This window comes from Pseudonocardia kunmingensis (assembly GCF_006716445.1).
Lineage (GTDB): Bacteria > Actinomycetota > Actinomycetes > Mycobacteriales > Pseudonocardiaceae > Pseudonocardia > Pseudonocardia kunmingensis.
The window spans coordinates 1,103,030-1,120,846 of sequence record NZ_VFPA01000001.1 but is presented as its reverse complement, the minus strand read 5'-3'; the positions used below and the strand labels follow the sequence as shown (position 1 = coordinate 1,120,846).

Genomic DNA, 17,817 nt, shown 5'->3' with positions numbered 1-17,817 from the left:
ACATCGCAGCTGCCCCTTCGATGCATTGGACGGCAGCCGGGCCCGCTAACGACGCTGTCCGCATGGTGACCCTGGGACAGCGCCCGGCCGCGCGCACACCGGTGCGGCGGACGTCGGTGCAGCTCAAGTACGTCATGGCGGTCACAGGTGCGGTGATGCTGCTCTACCTCGTGGCGCACATGGTCGGGAACCTGAAGATCTTCTTCGGAATGGCGGCGATCGACACCTACGCGCACTGGCTGCGGGAGGTCGGCGAGCCCGCGCTTCCGTACGGGACCGTGCTCTGGCTCGTCCGGGTCGTGCTGCTCGTCTCCGTGGTGGCGCACATCGTCTCGGCGACGATCCTGGCCCGCCGCGCGCGCCGGGCCCGCCCCGTCCGCTACGCCCACCGCCAGCCCGTGCAGGGCAGCTACGCGGCCCGCACGATGCGCTGGGGTGGCGTGATCATCGCGCTGTTCGTGGTCTACCACCTGCTCGACCTCACGACCGGGCACCTGAACCCGCACGGCGTGCACGGCGAGGTGCACGCGAACGTCGTGGCCGACTTCGCGCCCGACCGCTGGTACGTCACGCTCGCCTACACGCTCGCGGTGGTCGCCGTCGGCTTCCACGTCCGGCACGGCGTGTGGAGCGCGCTGCAGAGCTTCGGTCGGTCCAGCGCCGCGAGCCAGAAGGCACTCCAGGGCGTGGCGCTGGGCGTCGCGGTCGTGCTGGTCGTCGGTTTCCTCTCCGTCCCGTTCGCCGTGCTCACCGGATTGGTGGCCTGAAGATGAGCTTCTCCGACTTCACCCTCGGCGACCCGGTCGTCGACACCGCGGCCCCCGACGGTCCGATCGAGACCCGCTGGGAGCGTCGCCGCTTCGGCGTCAAGCTGGTGAACCCGGCCAACAAGCGCAAGATGAAGGTCATCGTCGTCGGCACCGGGCTGGCCGGCGGGTCGGCGGCCGCGACGCTGGCCGAGCTCGGCTACCAGGTCAGCTCGTTCTGCTACCAGGACAGCCCGCGCCGGGCGCACTCGATCGCCGCCCAGGGCGGGATCAACGCCGCCAAGAACTACCGCGGCGACGGCGACAGCATCCACCGGCTGTTCTACGACACGGTCAAGGGCGGCGACTTCCGCTCCCGCGAGTCGAACGTCCACCGGCTCGCCGAGATCAGCGTGCAGATCATCGACCAGTGCGTCGCCCAGGGCGTGCCGTTCGCGCGCGAGTACGGCGGGCTGCTCGACACCCGCTCGTTCGGCGGCGCGCAGGTCTCCCGCACCTTCTACGCCCGCGGCCAGACCGGCCAGCAGCTGCTGCTGGGCGCCTACCAGGCGCTCGAGCGCCAGATCGACGCCGGCGGCGTCACCATGTACCCGCGCCACGAGATGCTCGAGCTGATCGTGGTGGACGGGCGCGCCCGCGGCATCGTCGCGCGCGACCTCGTCACGGGGGAGACCCGCAGCCACCTCGCCGACGCCGTGGTCCTCGCCTCCGGCGGCTACGGCAACGTCTTCTACCTCTCCACGAACGCCAAGGGCTGCAACGTCACGGCGAGCTGGCGCGCGCACCGCAAGGGCGCGCTGTTCGCCAACCCCTGCTACACGCAGATCCACCCGACGTGCATCCCGGTGAGCGGCGACCACCAGTCCAAGCTCACGTTGATGAGCGAGTCGCTGCGCAACGACGGCCGCGTCTGGGTGCCGCAGAAGGCGGGCGACACCCGCGCTCCGGGCGACATCCCGGAGGCCGAGCGCGACTACTTCCTCGAGCGCCAGTACCCGGCGTTCGGCAACCTGGTGCCCCGCGACATCGCCAGCCGCGCCGCCAAGAACGTCTGCGACGCGGGTCGCGGCGTCGGCCCGACCGGCCTGGGCGTCTACCTCGACTTCGCCGACGCGATCACGCGCCTCGGGCGCTCGGCGGTGGCCGCGAAGTACGGGAACCTGTTCCAGATGTACCAGCGCATCACCGGTGAGGACCCCTACACCGTGCCGATGCGGATCTTCCCGGCCGTGCACTACACGATGGGCGGGCTGTGGGTCGACTACGACCTGCAGAGCAGCATCCCCGGCCTGTTCGTGGTCGGCGAGGCGAACTTCTCCGACCACGGGGCCAACCGGCTCGGTGCGTCCGCGCTGATGCAGGGCCTGGCCGACGGCTACTTCGTGCTGCCCAACACGATCGGCGACTACCTCGCCCGGGGCGTCGAGCCGGTCGCCGCCGACGCGCCCGAGGTGCGGGAGGCCGAGCAGGCGGTGGCCGACCGCGTCACGAAGCTGCTCGCGATCGACGGCGACCGCACCGTCGACTCCTTCCACCGCGAGCTCGGCCACCTCATGTGGGACCACTGCGGGATGGAGCGCACCGAGGAGGGCCTGCGCAAGGCGCTGGACCGGATCCCGGAGCTGCGCCGCGAGTTCTGGCAGTCGGTCAAGGTGCCGGGTTCGGCCGCGACGCTGAACCAGTCGCTGGAGAAGGCCGGCCGCGTGGCCGACTTCCTCGAGCTCGGCGAGCTCATGTGCCTCGACGCCCTGCACCGCGAGGAGAGCTGCGGCGGGCACTTCCGCGCCGAGAGCCAGACCGAGGACGGGGAGGCCGCCCGCAAGGACGACGAGTTCTCCTACGTCGCGGCCTGGGAGTACACCGGCGCCGCCCCGGTCCTGCACAAGGAGGACCTGACCTTCGACTACGTCACCCCGAGCCAGCGGAGCTACAAGTGAGACTGAACCTGCGGATCTGGCGCCAGGACGACCCCGAGGACAAGGGGCGCCTGGTCGCCTACCGGGTCGACGACGCCGACGAGGACATGTCGTTCCTCGAGCTCATGGACGTCCTCAACGAGAAGCTCATCCTCGACGGCGAGGAGCCCGTGGCGTTCGACCACGACTGCCGCGAGGGCATCTGCGGTGCCTGCAGCATGGTGATCAACGGCGAGCCGCACGGCCCGCAGAAGGCCACCACCACCTGCCAGCTGCACCTGCGCCACTTCCGCGACGGCGAGACGATCACGGTCGAGCCGTTCCGCGCGGCGGCGTTCCCCGTGGTCAAGGACCTGGTCGTGGACCGGACCTCCTTCGACCGGATCGTCGCCTCCGGCGGCTACATCTCCGCGCCCACCGGCGCGGCGCCCGAGGCGCACGCCGCGCCGGTGCCGAAGTCGAACGCCGACCGCGCTTTCACCGCGGCCGCGTGCATCGGCTGCGGCGCGTGCGTGGCCGCCTGCCCGAACGGCAGCGCGTCGCTGTTCGTCGGAGCGAAGATCACCCACCTCGGCGAGCTGCCGCAGGGCCAGCCCGAGCGCTCCGACCGCGTCGTCCGCATGGTCCAGACGCACGACGCCGAGGGCTTCGGCGGGTGCACCAACACCGGCGAGTGCGCGGTGGCGTGCCCGAAGGAGATCCCCCTCGACGTGATCTCCCAGCTGAACCGGGACTACCTGGCGGCCACGAGCCGCCGTCGCTGATCCCCGCGGGCCCACGGCCCGCGGTAGCGCGCGGAGAACCACAGCAGGACGAGGACGAGCACGGCGGCCCCGCCGTCGGTGACGAACGTGGGCAGCAGCCCCGCGACGCCGTGCTCGTCCCGTGCCGCCTGCAACACCACGGCCGGCACCATCCCCGCGACGACCCCGGCCGCCTGCGTCACGTTCACCACGAGCACGACCCAGAACACCCAGGCCCGACCGGTGAGGGCCAGGAGGCCGAGCGCGTTGCCCACGACGTAGGCCACGCCGACGGCCCGCAGGACCGCGACGAACCCGGGGGCCTCCGTCGCCGGCGCCCCGGCGAGCTCCATCGCCCGTGCGACGAGCTCCTCGTCGATGACCACGAACGCCTGCAGCGCCGTCCCGATCGCGAAGACCGCCGAGCACACGGCCGTCAGCACCTGAAGTCGCCTGCTTCTGCCCACGCCAGCCTCCTCTATCAGTGATAGAGACTCTAACACCGATAGAGTCGCCCGGTGCCGGAGCCGCTCGACCTCGCCCGCATCACGAGCGCAGCCGTCGAGCTGCTCGACGAGGTCGGCCTCGCAGAACTGTCCACGCGCCGGCTGGCGGCGAAGCTGGGCGTCCGCTCGCCCACCCTCTACTGGCACGTCCGCAACAAGGCCGCCCTTCTGGACCTCGTGGCCGAGGCGGTGTGCGCCGACGCCTTCGAGATCGACGAGTCGCAGCCGTGGCGCGCGCAGCTCGCCGACGGCCTGCGCCAGTTCCGAGCGCTGCTGCTGCGCCACCGCGATGTCGCGGCCCTGCTGCGGGGGCGCCCGCCGACCGGTCCGCACCGGCTCCGGCACATCGAGACCACCGTCGGGATCCTGCTGCGCGCCGGGTTCGGGCCGGACGAGGCCGCCGGGATCAGCCGGCTCCTCACCGCGCACGTGTTGGGTTCCGCCGAAACCGCCCGCCCGGAGCCCGACCCCGACGAGTCGGCCGCGCTGTGGGAGCGCATGGCGGCCTACCCGAACCTGCGACAGGTGGCCCCCGCGTTCGCCCGCCAGCGCGGTGAGGAGATCTTCGAGCTCGGGGTGCAGATCCTCCTGGACGGGCTCGCCGCGCGTCTGGAGCGGTTCGGCGCGTGAATCGCATCACGATGGGGAACGCACAGTGACAGCCCCGCACGCAGGGTGCGACCGGGCGTCGTAGGCTCCGGCGAGATCCAGACGTCCCGACGCCGCGGCCTGGAGCGGTCGGCGTCGGCACCGCAGAAGACGAGGGACCCTGACGTGTCATCCACCACAGACGCGTCCGCAGGCCGGGCGCAGATCTCGGAACGGACGCTCCGCACGGACCGGTGGTGGCTGCCACCCCTGGCCAACTTCATCGGGCTCACGCTCTGGGTCGCCTACGCGACCGTGCGGGCCTTCATGCAGGAGTGGTACTACGTCGAGCAGTACAACTACCTGACACCGTTCTACTCGCCGTGCGTGTCGACCGGTTGCATCGAGGAGGCCGCGCACTTCGGGCGCTTCCTGCCCGACGTGTGGTGGCTGCCCTACGCGGCGCTGACGCTGCCGTTCCTGCTGCTGTTCCGGCTCACCTGCTACTACTACCGCAAGGCCTACTACCGGGCGTTCTGGCTGTCGCCGCCGGCCTGCGCGGTGGCCGAGCCGCACCAGCGCTACACCGGTGAGACCCGGTTCCCGCTGCTCGGGCAGAACCTGCACCGCTACTTCTTCTACGCCGCCGCGATCATCTCGGTGATCAACACCTGGGACGCGATCCTCGCGTTCCGCACCGCGGAGGGCGGGTTCGGCCTCGGCCTGGGCAACCTGATCCTGCTCGCCAACGTGATCCTGCTGTGGGCGTACACGATCTCCTGCCACTCCTGCCGCAGCATCATCGGCGGCCGGCTGAACCACTTCTCGAAGCACCCGGTGCGCTACAAGCTGTGGCTGCAGGTCTCGAAGCTGAACACCAAGCACATGCAGCTCGCCTGGACGACACTGGCGACGCTGGCCATCACGGACTTCTACATCATGGCCGTCGCGGCCGGGTGGATCTCCGACCTGCGGATCGTGGGGTGAGCGACATGTCGGAAGAGATCGAGCGGCACGAGTACGACGTCGTCGTGATCGGCGCCGGGGGCGCGGGCCTGCGGGCCGCCATCGAGGCGCGGGCGCAGGGCAAGCGCACCGCCATCATCTCCAAGTCGCTGTTCGGCAAGGCGCACACGGTGATGGCCGAGGGCGGCTGCGCCGCGTCGATGGGGAACGTCAACCCCAACGACAACTGGATGGTGCACTACCGCGACACCATGCGCGGCGGGAAGTTCCTCAACAACTGGCGGATGGCGGAACTGCACGCCAAGGAGGCCCCCGACCGCGTCTGGGAGCTGGAGACCTACGGCGCGCTGTTCGACCGCACCGCGGACGGCAAGATCAGCCAGCGGAACTTCGGCGGGCACACCTACCCCCGGCTCGCGCACGTCGGCGACCGCACCGGCCTGGAGATGATCCGCACGCTGCAGCAGAAGGTGGTGTCGCTGCAGCAGGAGGACTACGCGGAGACCGGCGACTACGAGGCCAACATCCGCGTCTTCCACGAGACCACGATCACCGAGCTCTTCAAGGACGGCGACCGGATCGCCGGCTGCTTCGGCTACTACCGCAGCACCGGCGGCCTCGTCCGGTTCGACGCCCCGGCGATCGTGCTGGCCACCGGCGGCGTCGGCAAGAGCTACCAGGTCACGTCGAACTCCTGGGAGTACACCGGCGACGGCCACGCGCTCGCCCTCCGCGCGGGCGCCACGCTGATCAACATGGAGTTCCTGCAGTTCCACCCGACGGGCATGGTCTGGCCGCCGTCGGTGAAGGGGATCCTGGTCACGGAGTCGGTGCGCGGCGACGGCGGTGTGCTGCGCAACTCCGAGGGCAAGCGGTTCATGTTCGAGTACGTCCCGGACGTCTTCAAGGACCAGTACGCCACCACCGAGGAGGAGGGCGACCGCTGGTACACCGACGCCGACAACAACCGGCGCCCGCCGGAGCTGCTGCCCCGTGACGAGGTCGCGCGCGCGATCAACTCCGAGGTCAAGGCCGGCCGCGGGAGCCCGCACGGCGGCGTCTTCCTCGACATCGCCTCGCGGCTGTCGCCCGAGGAGATCCAGAAGCGGCTGCCGTCGATGTACCACCAGTTCAAGGAGCTGGCCGACGTCGACATCACGAAGGAGCCGATGGAGGTCGGCCCGACCTGCCACTACGTGATGGGCGGGGTCGAGGTCGAGCCGGACTCGGCGATGTCGAAGGTGCCGGGCCTGTTCGCCGCGGGCGAGGTGGCGGGCGGCATGCACGGCTCCAATCGGCTCGGCGGCAACTCGCTGTCGGACCTGCTGGTGTTCGGCCGCCGGGCGGGCGCGGGCGCGTCGGAGTACGTCGACGGGCTGGCCGGGGTGCGCCCCGCGGTGCGGATCGACGACGTCACGTCCGCGCAGGAGCGCGCGTTGCTGCCGTTCTCGAACGCCGTCGAGGGTGGCGAGAACCCGTTCGTCGTGCAGCTGGAGCTGCAGAAGACGATGAACGACCTGGTCGGCATCATCCGCAAGGCCGACGAGATGGAGCAGGCGCTCAAGGCCGTGCAGGACATCGCGACCCGGGCGAAGTCGGTCGCGGTCGAGGGCGGGCGGGCGTTCAACCCCGGCTGGCACCTCGCGCTGGACCTGCGCAACATGCTGCTGGTCTCGCTGTGCGTGGCCAAGGCGGCGCTGGAGCGGCAGGAGAGCCGCGGCGGGCACACCCGTGACGACTACCCGGCGATGGACGCCGACTGGCGCCACCTGCTGCTGGTGCTGTCGGCGAACGGGGAGGACGACGTGCACCTCGTGCGCCAGGAGCAGGTGCCGATGCGGCCCGAGCTGCTGGACCTGTTCGAGATGGACGAGCTGAAGAAGTACTACACCGGCGAGGAGCTGGGCGGACACCGAGCCGGGGAGGCTGCCAAGTGACGTACGAGGCGCACTACCGCGTCTGGCGGGGCGACGACGAGAAGGGGGAGCTCGTCGACTACAAGGTGGAGGTCAACGAGGGCGAGGTCGTCCTCGACATCATCCACCGGCTCCAGCAGACCGAGGCCCAGGACCTCGCCGTCCGCTGGAACTGCAAGGCCGGCAAGTGCGGCTCGTGCAGCGCGGAGATCAACGGCCGGCCGCGGCTGATGTGCATGACCCGGATGTCCACGTTCACCGAGGACGAGGTCATCACGGTCACGCCGCTGCGGACGTTCCCGGTGATCCGGGACCTCGTCACCGACGTGTCGTTCAACTACACGAAGGCCCGCGAGATCCCCAGCTTCGCGCCGCCGCCCGACCTGGAGCCCGGTGAGTACCGGATGCAGCAGGTCGACGTCGAGCGGAGCCAGGAGTTCCGCAAGTGCATCGAGTGCTACCTGTGCCAGAACACCTGCCACGTGGTGCGCGACCACGAGGAGAACAAGGAGAACTTCGCCGGGCCGCGCTACCTGATGCGCGTGGCGGAGCTCGACATGCACCCCCTCGACGTCGCCGACCGTGTGGACGAGGCGCAGGAGGAGCACGGCCTCGGCTACTGCAACATCACCAAGTGCTGCACCGAGGTCTGCCCCGAGCACATCAAGATCACTGACAACGCGCTGATCCCGCTCAAGGAGCGCGTGGTGGACCGCAAGTACGACCCGCTGGTCTGGCTGGGGAGCAAGATCTTCAAGCGCTCCGGGGCGTAGCAGGTATTGCAGCAAAGCCACTTCCACGCAACCACGTGGAGTGGAAGTGGCTTTGCTGCAACGGTGCCGCGGTCAGCCGAGGGAGCGGCGGATCTCGTCCAGCTTCGCCTTCGCGGCGGCGGCGCGGTCGGCCTCCTGCTGCTCCACGTCACGACCCGCAGCGGTGCTCTCGGCCAGCTCCGCGGCCCCGATCGAGGTGGCGTAACGGCTCTCGATCTTGTCGCGGACGTGGTCGAGGCTCGGCACGCCGTGCTCGTCGTAGTCGGGCGCAGGCGTGGCACGCGGGGCCGGGTCGGGAACGATCTCGGCGTCGATCGGCTGCGGGGTCGGTTCCTGCGACGGCTCGGGCACGACGGCTCCTCTCGCTCCGGTGCGGCCCACGCTACGCGCCACCGCGCCCCGACCGCTCCCACACCGATCGTGGTGCTCGCACACCGACTGCAGTCGGTGCACGAGCGAGGCAATCGGTGTGCGAGCGCGGGAGGTGCGGCGTCGCGCCTCGCGGCCCCGCGCCTCGCGGCCCCCGCGCCGCGGCCCGGTCCCACACCGATCGTGGTGCTCGCACACCGACTGCAGTCGGTGTGGGAGCGCGGAAGTCGGTGTGTGAGCGGGGGTGCGGCGCGGATAACGTGGCGGTGTGACGATCTCCGAGCGGCCCTACGGCTCCTGGCCCACCCCCGTCACCTCCGAGCTGGTGACGGCCGCGGCCGTGCGCCTGGGCGAGGTGCACGTGGACGGTGCCGACGTGGTGTGGGCCGAGGGACGGCCCGGCGAGGGCGGCCGCACGCAGCTGGTGCGCCGCAGCCCGGACGGCACGACCACCGACCTCCTGCCCGACGGGACGAACGCGCGCACCGCCGTGCACGAGTACGGGGGCGCGGCCTGGTGGGTGCGCGACGGCGTCGTCTGGTTCACCGACTGGGCCGACCAGCGGCTCTACCGGCTCGCACCGGGAGGCGCGCCGCAGCCGATCACGCCGGAGCCCGCGTCGCCGCGGGCGGACCGCTACGCCGACGGTGACGTCGCCCCGGACGGGGCCACGATCGTCTGCGTGCGGGAGCGGCACACCGGATCGTCGGCCACGGACGTGCACAACGAGGTCGTGCGCCTCGCCGCCGACCACCTGTCGGAGCCGGAGGTGCTCGTCAGCGGCCCCGACTTCGTCGCCGCCCCGCGCCTGAGCCCGGACGGCGGCACGCTGGCCTGGTTGCAGTGGGACCACCCGTCGATGCCGTGGGACGACACGCTGCTCGTGGCGCGCGACCTGGCGTCGGGCGAGGAGACCGTGGTCGCGGGCGGCACGGGGGAGTCGGTGCTCGAGCCGCGCTTCGAGCCCGACGGGTCGCTGCTGTTCCTGTCCGACCGCACCGACTGGTGGAACCTCTACCGCTGGACGCCCGGCAGCGACATCGAGCCCGTGGTGCGCCTGGACTCCGATCTCGGCGTGCCGGCCTGGGTGTTCGGGTCGGCGCGCTACGCACCCCTGGACGACGGCCGGGTCGTCTACGCGCGGTGGAGCAACGGCCGCGACGGGCTCGCCGTGAAGGAGACCGACGGCGGCCTGATCGACCTGGACGTGCCGTTCTCGGCGATCGGTGCGGTGCGCGCGGCAGGCCCCGGCGCCGTCGTGGTGGTCGCCGGCAGCCCGACCGCCGAGCCCGGCGTGCACCGGGTCGACGTCGCCACCTCGGCCGTCGAGACCCTGCGGGCGCCCCGGGACCTCGGGCTGGACCCGGCCGGGATCTCCCAGCCCGAGCACCTCACCTTCGACTCGGTGGACGGCAGCGGCGCGTCGCGGCGGGCCCACGCGCAGTTCTACCCGCCCGCCTCCGCCGAGTGGACCGGCCCGGCGGACGAGCGCCCGCCGCTGCTGGTGCAGATCCACGGCGGCCCGACCGGCGCCGCCACGCCCGTGCTGAGCACCACCGTGCAGTACTGGACGAGCCGCGGCTTCGCCGTCGTCGACGTCGACTACGGCGGCTCCACCGGCTACGGGCGCGCCTACCGGCAGGAGCTGCTGGGGGAGTGGGGCGTGATCGACGTGGCCGACTGTCTCGCGGCCGCACGCCACCTCGCCGCGCAGGGCCGCGTCGACGGTGAGCGGCTGTGCATCCGCGGCGGCTCGGCGGGCGGCTTCACGACGCTCGCCGCACTGGCCCGCGAGGACACCCCGTTCGCCGCGGGCGCCGACCACTTCGGCGTGGCCGACCTGGCGGCGCTCGCCGCCGACACCCACAAGTTCGAGAGCCGCTACCTCGACCGGCTGGTCGGCCCCTACCCGGAGGCCCGCGACGTCTACGAGCAGCGGTCCCCGATCCACCACGTCGACCGCTTCACCCGCCCCCTGATCGTGCTGCAGGGGGCGGAGGACGAGGTGGTGCCGCCGAACCAGAGCGAGATGATCGTCGACGCGCTGCGGGCGAAGGGCACGCCGGTGGCCTACCTGCTCTTCGACGGCGAGCAGCACGGCTTCCGGCGGGCGGAGAACATCCGCCGGGCCCTGGACGCGGAGCTGAGCTTCTACGCCCAGGTGCTCGGCTTCGACCTGCCGGCGGAGGAGGGCATCGAGCCGGTGGTGGTCGACAACCTCTGATCCTCGAACCGCCGATCCCCGACGGAGCCGGGGCGGTGGCCCACTTCAGCGGGTCTCGCCTCCCCAATCGACAAGGATGCTGCCTACTCCGCAGGCGGTCACCGACGTGGAGCCGGCAGACATCCATGGCCCGCGGACCGTGTATCGGTGGCCCTCCGGCGAGTCGCAGACGGCTATTGCCCTGACCTCTGTGCGTGCGCCCGCGCAGGAGTACGAGCTCTCCGGCGGCGTCCGGTCAGGGAAGCCCTGAGCGCTGCATCGGGGAGCCGTTGACTCCGCGTCCCATGCAAATATGGAAGCTGGTGCCGTGCCCAGCGAGAAACTCGCTCCTGCGGCTAGCGCAGTCACGGAAAGCAGTACCGGAAGCCGAAGCTCGGAAAGCATCGTTCACCACCTCACAGCGATTTCGGCGGAGGCGCCGGGCGGCCGGAACGTGACGAGTGTGAGGGTGCCGGCGGGAAGCGTGCACGTCCAGTTTCGCCCCTCGTCGGCCGGAACGAAGGAGCCGCTGCACTCGCCTCCGTCCTTCAGGTTGAGGAGCGTCCACTCCGTGGGGTTGCGGAACGATCCGGAGACATCGATGTGCACCTGCACAGCGCCTCCTGGGAATCCAGCTGCTTCGAGCATGCATTGCCCACCTAGTGAGCCTGAATCGGGCCGCAGGTCTTGCCGGTGCCGCCGAGGATGCGCTGCACGGCCGCCGGCGTGAATTCGGTGGTGTCTGCGGTGGGCGGTGCCGCGTATGCTATTGGTTGCTGGACAAAGGCAACCGCGAATGCTGCCATGCTCGCTATCAGCGCGGATGCGATGGCCGAGCGCTTCCGTTCTCGCACTGGTTCTCCTTATCGTGAGTACGACAATTAAAGTCTCTCATTGGGTCGCTGACCAGGCAACTGGCCGAACGGCGAATACGGCCTAGTCGTTCGGCGAGTTCGATGTGTCGGGCCAAGGCCCGCCGGCATCAAGAGGCGTGAACGTCATCGGCTGACGGGTGTGACGGCCACTGTATATCGGGTCAGGACCGAGGCTGCCTGAGCTCGGGTCTGGACCTTCAGTTTATGCAGGATGTTCGAGACGCGAAATTTCGTGGTCGCCTGGGACATCGCTAGCTCCTGCGCGATGATCCGGTTGGGGTGCCCTTTGGCGAGCAGGTGTGCGACCTGGAGTTCGCGTTCGGTCAGGACGCGGGTGGGATCGCGGCGGACCGGGTCGCCCTGCTGTCGCTGCAGTTGCTCGGCCAAGGCGCGTCCGAGGTCACGACTCAAGTAGCAGTCGCCATTGCGCACGGCGTCGATTGCCCGGGCGAGTTGCTTGATCTCGCAATCGGCGTACAGCACCCCGAGCACCCCGGCGCGCAGATATTTCATGCCGTCAGGGTTACTCGGTTCGAGGACGATGATCGTCTTGGTGAGTTCGGATGAACCGGCGACGAAAATGGGTTGTGTCGTGCTACCGCCGACCGCGTGCACCACGATGTCGATCCTGCTGGCGGATGCGTGTGCTCGATCTCCCGGCTCACCCGCCGGTGGCGCTGGTCCCCGCCAGAGCCCGGGTCTCGGGCTCGCCCGCCCCACCCGCCGGGGTGGCGCCGGTGCGGGCGCGGCTCAACCGCCGCTCGACCCACTCCGCGAAGCGGCCGAGCAGGTAGTTGATCACGATGAAGATGACGGCGAGCACGAAGAACAGCTGGATCGGGTTGTCCAGCTCCTGGATCGCGATCCGGACGAACCGCACCGACTCCGGGTAGAGGATGATGAACCCGAGCGACGTGTCCTTCAGGATCACCACGAGCTGGCTGATGAGCGCGGGCAGCATCACGCGGAACGCCTGCGGCAGCTGGATCAGCCGCAGCGACTGCACGCGGGTCAGGCCGATCGCCGCAGCGGCCTCGGCCTGACCGCGCGGCAGCGAGAGCACGCCCGAGCGCACGATCTCCGCGATGATCACCGAGTTGTAGGCCGTGAGCCCGATGACCAGGTACCACAGCAGCGAGACGTCGACACCGAGCTCCGGGAGGATCCGGTAGGCGAGGTAGATCGCGATCACGACCGGGAGCCCGCGGAACAGCTCGATCGCGCCGACGACGATCCAGCGGTACCAGGGCGCGCTGGTGAGGCGCGTGACCGCGAGCACGGTGCCGACGACCAGCGACAGGGCCATCGCCAGGACGGCCGCGATGAAGTTGTTCAGCAGCGCACCGCTGAGCCCGGTCCAGAGCGCGGCGATCTGGGGGTGGTACGGGTTGACGATCGGGCCCCACTTCTCGCCGGACAGCTGGCCCGCCTGCCCCAGCCGCACGAGCACCAGCGCGACGACCCCGAGCAGGACGACGCCGGCGACGATCGAACCGATCCGCACCCGGCGCTGCATGCGCGGGCCGGGGTTGTCGTAGAGGACGGGAGTGGTCATCGGGCCACCGCCAGCTTCCGTTCGAGAACGCCGAGACCGATCCCGGCCGGGATGGTCAGCAGCAGGTATCCGACCGCCGTGCCGAGCAGGATCGGGATCAGGGACAGACCTCGGGCGGACACCAGGGTCGCCTGCACCGAGAACAGGTCCCCACCCACGCCGAACGCGCCGACGATGGCCGAGTTCTTGATCATGGCGATCATGACGCTCCCCAGCGGCGGCACGACGGTGCGGAACGCCTGCGGGAGCACCACGGTGCCGAGCGACTGCGTGAAGGTGAGCCCGATCGCCCGTGCGGCTTCGGCCTGTCCGGGGGAGACGGAGTTGATGCCGCTGCGCAGCGCCTCGCAGACGAAGGCGGAGGTGTAGATGATGAGCCCACCGACCCCGAACCAGAAGTACGGGGCGTTGATCCCGATCTCCGGCAGCCCGAACGCGCAGAAGAACAGCACGACGGTGAGCGGGCAGTTGCGGACGACGGTGACCCATGCCGAGCCCAGCGACCGCAGGGGCGGGAGCGGGGACACCCGGAAGCTCGCGATCAGCGTGCCGAGCAGCAGCGAACCGATCGCCGCGTACAGGCAGATCACCAGCGTCGTCCGGAACCCGCTGGCGAACAGCCCGATGTTGTCGAAGACGGGGTCGAAGAACACGGGTCCTCCCGGTCACGGGCCGGCCGGGGCACCCGTGGGTGCCCCGGCCGGAGGCGGAGTCAGCTGCAGGGGGCGAGCTCGGGCAGGGCCGGGGTCTCCTCCGCGGCCTCGCCCGCAGTGGCCTCCCACGCCGCCGCGTACGCGCCGGACTGCTGGGCCTGCGTCAGCTGCTCGTTGATGAACTCGCAGAACGTGACGTCACCCTTGGTGATGCCGATGCCGTAGGGCTCCTCGGTGAAGGGGTCGCCGACCAGCTTGAACGCGCCGTCGCTGTCGGCCACGTAGCCGAGCAGGATGACGTTGTCCGTGGTGACCGCGTCCACCTGGCCGTTGCCGAGCGCATCGCGGCACTGCGAGTAGGTGTCGAACAGCGTCAGCTGGCCCTCGTCGATGTACTCGCGGATGTTCTCCGACGGGGTGGACCCCGTCACCGAGCAGACACGTGCACCGCTGGCGCGCAGCGCCTCCGGGCCCGTGATGTCGGTGTTGTCGGAGCGCACCATGAGGGTCTGGCCCGCCTCGTAGTACGGGCCGGCGAACGACACGCGCTCCTTGCGCGCGTCGTTGATCGTGTAGGTGGCGATCACCATGTCGACGTCGCCGCGCTCGATGAGGTCCTCGCGCTGGGCGGACGGCGCCTCGGTCCACTCGATGCTCTCCGGCGCGATCCCGAGACCGCCGGCGATGATCCGGCCGATCTCGGTGTCGAACCCGACGAGCTCGCCGTCGAGGGTGCGCTGCCCGAACAGCGGCTGGTCGAACTTGGTGCCGATCCGGATCCGGCCGGCCTCGCTCAGCTCGGCCATCGTGGTGCCGGCCTCGAACTGGGTGTCCTGTGCGACCTCCGGCTCCGGGGCCTGCTCGCCCCCGCCGCCGATCGACTGCTGCTCGCCACATGCGGTGCTGATCAGGGCGACGGCGCTGACCGCCGCGCCGATCCGGAGCACTGACTTCCAGCGCATTGCTCTCCTTGGGGAACCGAAGGGCCCGACGGCCCTGATCAATGGGTGAGGATCTTGCCGAGGAAGTCCTTGGCACGATCCGAGGTGGGATTGGAGAAGAACGTCTCCGGCGGTGCATCCTCGACGATCTCGCCGTCGGACATGAACACCACACGGTTGGCGGCGCGTCGCGCGAACCCCATCTCGTGGGTGACGACGAGCATCGTCATCCCGTCCTTGGCCAGCGTGGTCATCACGTCGAGGACCTCCTGGACCATCTCCGGGTCCAGCGCCGAGGTGGGCTCGTCGAACAGCATGACCTTGGGCTTCATCGCCAGCGCCCTGGCGATGGCGGCGCGCTGCTGCTGCCCGCCGGAGAGCTGGGCGGGGTACTTGTCCTTCTGGTCGGCGATGCCGACCCGCTCGAGGAGCGCGAGCCCGCTCTTCTCGGCGTCATCCTTGCCGATCCTGCGCACCTTGATGGGCCCCAGCGTGACGTTCTCGAGGATCGTCTTGTGCGCGAACAGGTTGAAGCTCTGGAACACCATGCCGACGTCGGCGCGCAGGGCGGCGAGGGCCTTGCCCTCGGCGGGCAGCGCCTGGCCGTCGACCTCGATGGTGCCGCTGTCGATCGGTTCGAGGCGGTTGATCGTGCGGCAGAGAGTGGACTTGCCCGATCCCGACGGGCCGAGCACCACGACGACCTGGCCGGCGGCGACCTCCAGGTTGATGTCGCGCAGGACGTGCAGCTCGCCGAAGTGCTTGTCGACGGACGCCATCCGGATCATGGGCGTGCGGGCGGTCATGCAGGGCCTCCGGGCATGGCGGGACGCTAGGGCTGAGTGGTCCGTCCAGTCCAGCACCTTGAGCAACCCATAGGGTTTCGCTCCGATAACGCTCTTGGAGAAGGTGGGGACGTGCACATCCTGCTGGTCGAGGACGACGACCGCGTCGCCGCCGCGCTGCGCCCCGCCCTGCACCGCCACGGCATCACCACGACGCGCCTCGCCACCGGGCGCGATGCCGTCGAGCACCTGGCGGACGTCGATGTCGTGCTGCTGGACCTGGGGTTGCCCGACGTCGACGGAGTGGACGTGTGCCGGGAGATCCGCGAGGTCAGCGAGGTGCCGGTGATCGTGGTGTCGGCGCGCGGCGAGGTGGACGACCGGATCCTGGGTCTGCACTCCGGCGCCGACGACTACCTCGTGAAGCCCTACGACATCAACGAGCTCGTCGCGCGCGTGCACACCGTGTACCGGCGGCGCAGGCAGTCGGCGCCCCACGGTGCCGACGAGGTCGTCGAGTTCGACGACGTCGTCGTCGACCTGACCAAGCACGCGGTCAGCGTCGCGGGCAGGCCGATCAACCTGACGCGCAAGGAGTTCCAGGTGCTCGCGCTGCTCGCGACCTCGGGTGGTGCGGTGTGCACGCGCAGCCGCATCGTCGCCGAGGTGTGGGGCCGCTCGTGGGCCGGCGCCAACCGCACCCTGGACGTGCACGTGGCCACGTTGCGCACCAAGCTCGGCAGGCCCGAGCTCGTGCAGACCGTCCGCGGCGTCGGTTACCGCCTCGGCTCACCGGAGTAGGTGAGCCCCCGTGCGCGCCCGGCTGCTGGTCATCGTGCTGTTCCTGGTGGGGCTGCTCGCCGCCGGGCTGGGCGTGCCGCTGGCGCTGTCCTACGCGCAGGCGCGGCAGCTCACGATGTTCACCGACCGGCTGACCGACACCATCTTCTACGCCTCGGTCGCGGAACGCCCGATCGCCCAGGCCGACACCACCGGTCTCGAGGCCGAGCTCGCCCGCTACGACGCGGTGTACGGCGTCGCGGTCCTCGTGCTCGACGAGGACGGCGACCTGGTGGCGACCTCCCGCCAGCCCCCGCCCGCCCTCGACGCGGACGCGCGGGAGCGGGTGGAGCTGGCGCTGGCGAACCGGCGGTCGGAGGTCTACCCGCTGCTGCTGCCCTGGGACGAGCGGCCGCTGGTGCTCGCCGAGCCGGTGCTGGTGGACACCGAGGTCCGCGGGGTCGCGGTGACCGTCTCCTCGACCGAGGAGCTGCGCACCGAGGAGCTGCGGGTGTGGGCGCTGGTCGCGGCGGCCGGGCTGGTCGCGCTGGGGCTGGGTGTCGTCGTGGCGCTGCCGATCGTCCGGTGGATCCTGCGGCCGGTGCGCCGCCTCGACGAAGGCACGGGCCGGGTCGCCGCCGCGGTGCTGGCCGGGGCGGACCCGGAACCGGTCGCGGACGGCTCGGGCCCGCCGGAGCTGCGGCAGCTCTCGGTCTCCTTCGACCGGATGACCGAGACCGTGGCCCAGGCCTACGGCGCGCAGCGGGCGTTCGTCGCGGACGCGAGCCACCAGCTGCGCAACCCGCTCACGGCGCTGCACCTGAGGCTGTCCAACCTCGACGGGCACGTCGACGCGGATGCCGCCGAGGACCACGTCGCCGCACTGGAGGAGGCCGAGCGGCTGGCGACGCTGCTCGACGGCCTGCTGGCACTGGCCCGGGCCGAGCGCACGGCGCCGCCGGTGGTCGGCGAGGTCGACCCGGCGGTCGAGGACCGGGTCGAGGCGTGGCGGCCGCTCGCCGAGCACGAGGGGCTGCGGCTGGTGAACGGCGGGGTGGCGGGGCTGCGGGTGCGGGCCCCGGAGAACGCCATCGAGACGGTGCTCGACGCGGTGCTCGACAACGCCGTCAAGTACGCGCCCGAGGGCAGCGCGATCACCGTGCGCACCGCGGTGGCGGGGGAGACCGTCGAGATCGCGGTGCGCGACACCGGCCCCGGGATGTCGCCGGAGCAGTTGGAGCGCGCCACGGACCGGTTCTGGCGCAGCCCCGGGCAGAGCAACGTCGAGGGATCGGGACTCGGTCTCGCGATCGCGGCCCGCACCCTCGAGGTCGCGGGCGGTGAGCTGGTGCTCGAGCTCCCCGCCGGGGGCGGGCTGCGGGTGGTGGCCCGGCTGCCCCGCGCGGTCGACGACGACGGCGACGCGCCCCCGCCGGATCCGCCGCAGGGCCGCTGAACGCGGAGTGGGCGGGGCGCGGCCG

19 protein-coding genes are annotated in these 17,817 nt (G+C 70.8%); 10 read left to right on the top strand and 9 right to left on the bottom strand.

The window, feature by feature from the left end:
- Positions 1–62: 62 nt before the first annotated feature.
- The 3 genes from FB558_RS05360 to FB558_RS05350 are packed head-to-tail and all read left to right on the top strand — an operon-like array spanning position 63 to position 3,447.
- Complete coding sequence (locus FB558_RS05360) at positions 63–767, top strand: succinate dehydrogenase cytochrome b subunit (RefSeq protein WP_142048669.1); 705 nt, start codon at positions 63–65, stop codon at positions 765–767.
- 2 nt (positions 768–769) lie between these two features.
- Entirely contained in the window at positions 770–2,704 is a 1,935-nt protein-coding gene (locus FB558_RS05355; RefSeq protein ID WP_142048667.1) for a fumarate reductase/succinate dehydrogenase flavoprotein subunit, read from the top strand.
- Positions 2,701–3,447, top strand: a complete 747-nt coding sequence (locus FB558_RS05350; RefSeq protein WP_142048665.1) for a succinate dehydrogenase/fumarate reductase iron-sulfur subunit — start codon at positions 2,701–2,703, stop codon at positions 3,445–3,447. Before FB558_RS05355 ends, FB558_RS05350 begins: the two co-directional genes overlap by 4 nt.
- Here FB558_RS05350 and FB558_RS05345 read toward each other — a convergent pair.
- Positions 3,417–3,893: a hypothetical protein gene (locus FB558_RS05345; protein WP_142048663.1), complete on the bottom strand. Its 477-nt coding sequence runs from the start codon at positions 3,891–3,893 to the stop codon at positions 3,417–3,419. The two genes, FB558_RS05350 and FB558_RS05345, sit on opposite strands and share 31 nt — an antisense overlap.
- Before the next feature lie 51 nt (positions 3,894–3,944).
- Between FB558_RS05345 and FB558_RS05340 the strand changes: the two genes are divergently transcribed.
- From FB558_RS05340 to FB558_RS05325, 4 genes are all read left to right on the top strand, one after another.
- Positions 3,945–4,562, top strand: coding sequence for a TetR/AcrR family transcriptional regulator C-terminal domain-containing protein (locus FB558_RS05340; protein WP_142048661.1), 618 nt, complete (start codon positions 3,945–3,947; stop codon positions 4,560–4,562).
- 144 nt (positions 4,563–4,706) lie between these two features.
- The gene (locus FB558_RS05335) at positions 4,707–5,507 is read left to right on the top strand and encodes a hypothetical protein (RefSeq protein WP_142048659.1); all 801 of its coding nucleotides are present in this window, start codon (positions 4,707–4,709) and stop codon (positions 5,505–5,507) included.
- Positions 5,508–5,512: 5 nt separating this feature from the next.
- Positions 5,513–7,423 (top strand): fumarate reductase/succinate dehydrogenase flavoprotein subunit, encoded by a 1,911-nt coding sequence (locus FB558_RS05330; protein ID WP_142048657.1) that lies wholly within the window; start codon positions 5,513–5,515, stop codon positions 7,421–7,423.
- Positions 7,420–8,175, top strand: a complete 756-nt coding sequence (locus FB558_RS05325) for a succinate dehydrogenase/fumarate reductase iron-sulfur subunit (protein ID WP_142048655.1) — start codon at positions 7,420–7,422, stop codon at positions 8,173–8,175. Before FB558_RS05330 ends, FB558_RS05325 begins: the two co-directional genes overlap by 4 nt.
- Positions 8,176–8,247: 72 nt before the next feature.
- On the opposite strand, the gene FB558_RS05320 is transcribed toward FB558_RS05325, so the two are convergent.
- The gene (locus FB558_RS05320; protein WP_142048653.1) at positions 8,248–8,526 is read right to left on the bottom strand and encodes a PspA domain-containing protein; all 279 of its coding nucleotides are present in this window, start codon (positions 8,524–8,526) and stop codon (positions 8,248–8,250) included.
- A 286-nt stretch (positions 8,527–8,812) separates the two neighbouring features.
- On the opposite strand from FB558_RS05320, the gene FB558_RS05315 reads away from it, so the two are divergent.
- Positions 8,813–10,768, top strand: coding sequence for a S9 family peptidase (locus FB558_RS05315; protein WP_142048651.1), 1,956 nt, complete (start codon positions 8,813–8,815; stop codon positions 10,766–10,768).
- A 387-nt stretch (positions 10,769–11,155) separates the two neighbouring features.
- Here the strand turns inward: FB558_RS05315 and FB558_RS05310 are convergent, their stop codons facing one another.
- The 7 genes from FB558_RS05310 to FB558_RS05280 form a co-directional block, all read right to left on the bottom strand.
- Positions 11,156–11,362 (bottom strand): hypothetical protein, encoded by a 207-nt coding sequence (locus tag FB558_RS05310; protein ID WP_142048649.1) that lies wholly within the window; start codon positions 11,360–11,362, stop codon positions 11,156–11,158.
- Between the two features lie 44 nt (positions 11,363–11,406).
- A complete protein-coding gene (locus FB558_RS05305; protein WP_142048647.1) occupies positions 11,407–11,601 on the bottom strand; it encodes a hypothetical protein in 195 nt (64 codons plus the stop codon).
- Between the two features lie 144 nt (positions 11,602–11,745).
- Positions 11,746–12,240 (bottom strand): LuxR C-terminal-related transcriptional regulator, encoded by a 495-nt coding sequence (locus FB558_RS05300; RefSeq protein ID WP_142048645.1) that lies wholly within the window; start codon positions 12,238–12,240, stop codon positions 11,746–11,748.
- 43 nt (positions 12,241–12,283) lie between these two features.
- Positions 12,284–13,177, bottom strand: coding sequence for an amino acid ABC transporter permease (locus tag FB558_RS05295; protein WP_142048643.1), 894 nt, complete (start codon positions 13,175–13,177; stop codon positions 12,284–12,286).
- Complete coding sequence (locus tag FB558_RS05290; RefSeq protein WP_142048641.1) at positions 13,174–13,830, bottom strand: amino acid ABC transporter permease; 657 nt, start codon at positions 13,828–13,830, stop codon at positions 13,174–13,176. The genes FB558_RS05295 and FB558_RS05290 overlap by 4 nt, the downstream gene beginning before the upstream one ends.
- A 59-nt stretch (positions 13,831–13,889) precedes the next feature.
- The gene (locus FB558_RS05285; protein WP_142048639.1) at positions 13,890–14,792 is read right to left on the bottom strand and encodes a glutamate ABC transporter substrate-binding protein; all 903 of its coding nucleotides are present in this window, start codon (positions 14,790–14,792) and stop codon (positions 13,890–13,892) included.
- A gap of 38 nt (positions 14,793–14,830) precedes the next feature.
- Positions 14,831–15,559, bottom strand: a complete 729-nt coding sequence (locus FB558_RS05280) for an amino acid ABC transporter ATP-binding protein (protein WP_142053721.1) — start codon at positions 15,557–15,559, stop codon at positions 14,831–14,833.
- Between the two features lie 129 nt (positions 15,560–15,688).
- Here FB558_RS05280 and FB558_RS05275 point away from each other — a divergent pair, with 129 nt between their 5' ends.
- The gene (locus tag FB558_RS05275; RefSeq protein WP_142048637.1) at positions 15,689–16,357 is read left to right on the top strand and encodes a response regulator transcription factor; all 669 of its coding nucleotides are present in this window, start codon (positions 15,689–15,691) and stop codon (positions 16,355–16,357) included.
- Between the two features lie 10 nt (positions 16,358–16,367).
- Entirely contained in the window at positions 16,368–17,792 is a 1,425-nt protein-coding gene (locus FB558_RS05270) for a sensor histidine kinase (RefSeq protein ID WP_142048635.1), read from the top strand.
- Positions 17,793–17,817 lie beyond the last annotated feature (25 nt).

Coding starts and splice junctions, on each gene's coding strand:
- FB558_RS05360 (WP_142048669.1), top strand. CDS start 63: ATGGTGACCCTGGGACAGCGCCCGGCCGCGCGCACACCGGTGCGGCGG.
- FB558_RS05355 (WP_142048667.1), top strand. CDS start 770: ATGAGCTTCTCCGACTTCACCCTCGGCGACCCGGTCGTCGACACCGCG.
- FB558_RS05330 (WP_142048657.1), top strand. CDS start 5,513: ATGTCGGAAGAGATCGAGCGGCACGAGTACGACGTCGTCGTGATCGGC.
- FB558_RS05295 (WP_142048643.1), bottom strand. CDS start 13,177: ATGACCACTCCCGTCCTCTACGACAACCCCGGCCCGCGCATGCAGCGC.
- FB558_RS05285 (WP_142048639.1), bottom strand. CDS start 14,792: ATGCGCTGGAAGTCAGTGCTCCGGATCGGCGCGGCGGTCAGCGCCGTC.
- FB558_RS05280 (WP_142053721.1), bottom strand. CDS start 15,559: ATGATCCGGATGGCGTCCGTCGACAAGCACTTCGGCGAGCTGCACGTC.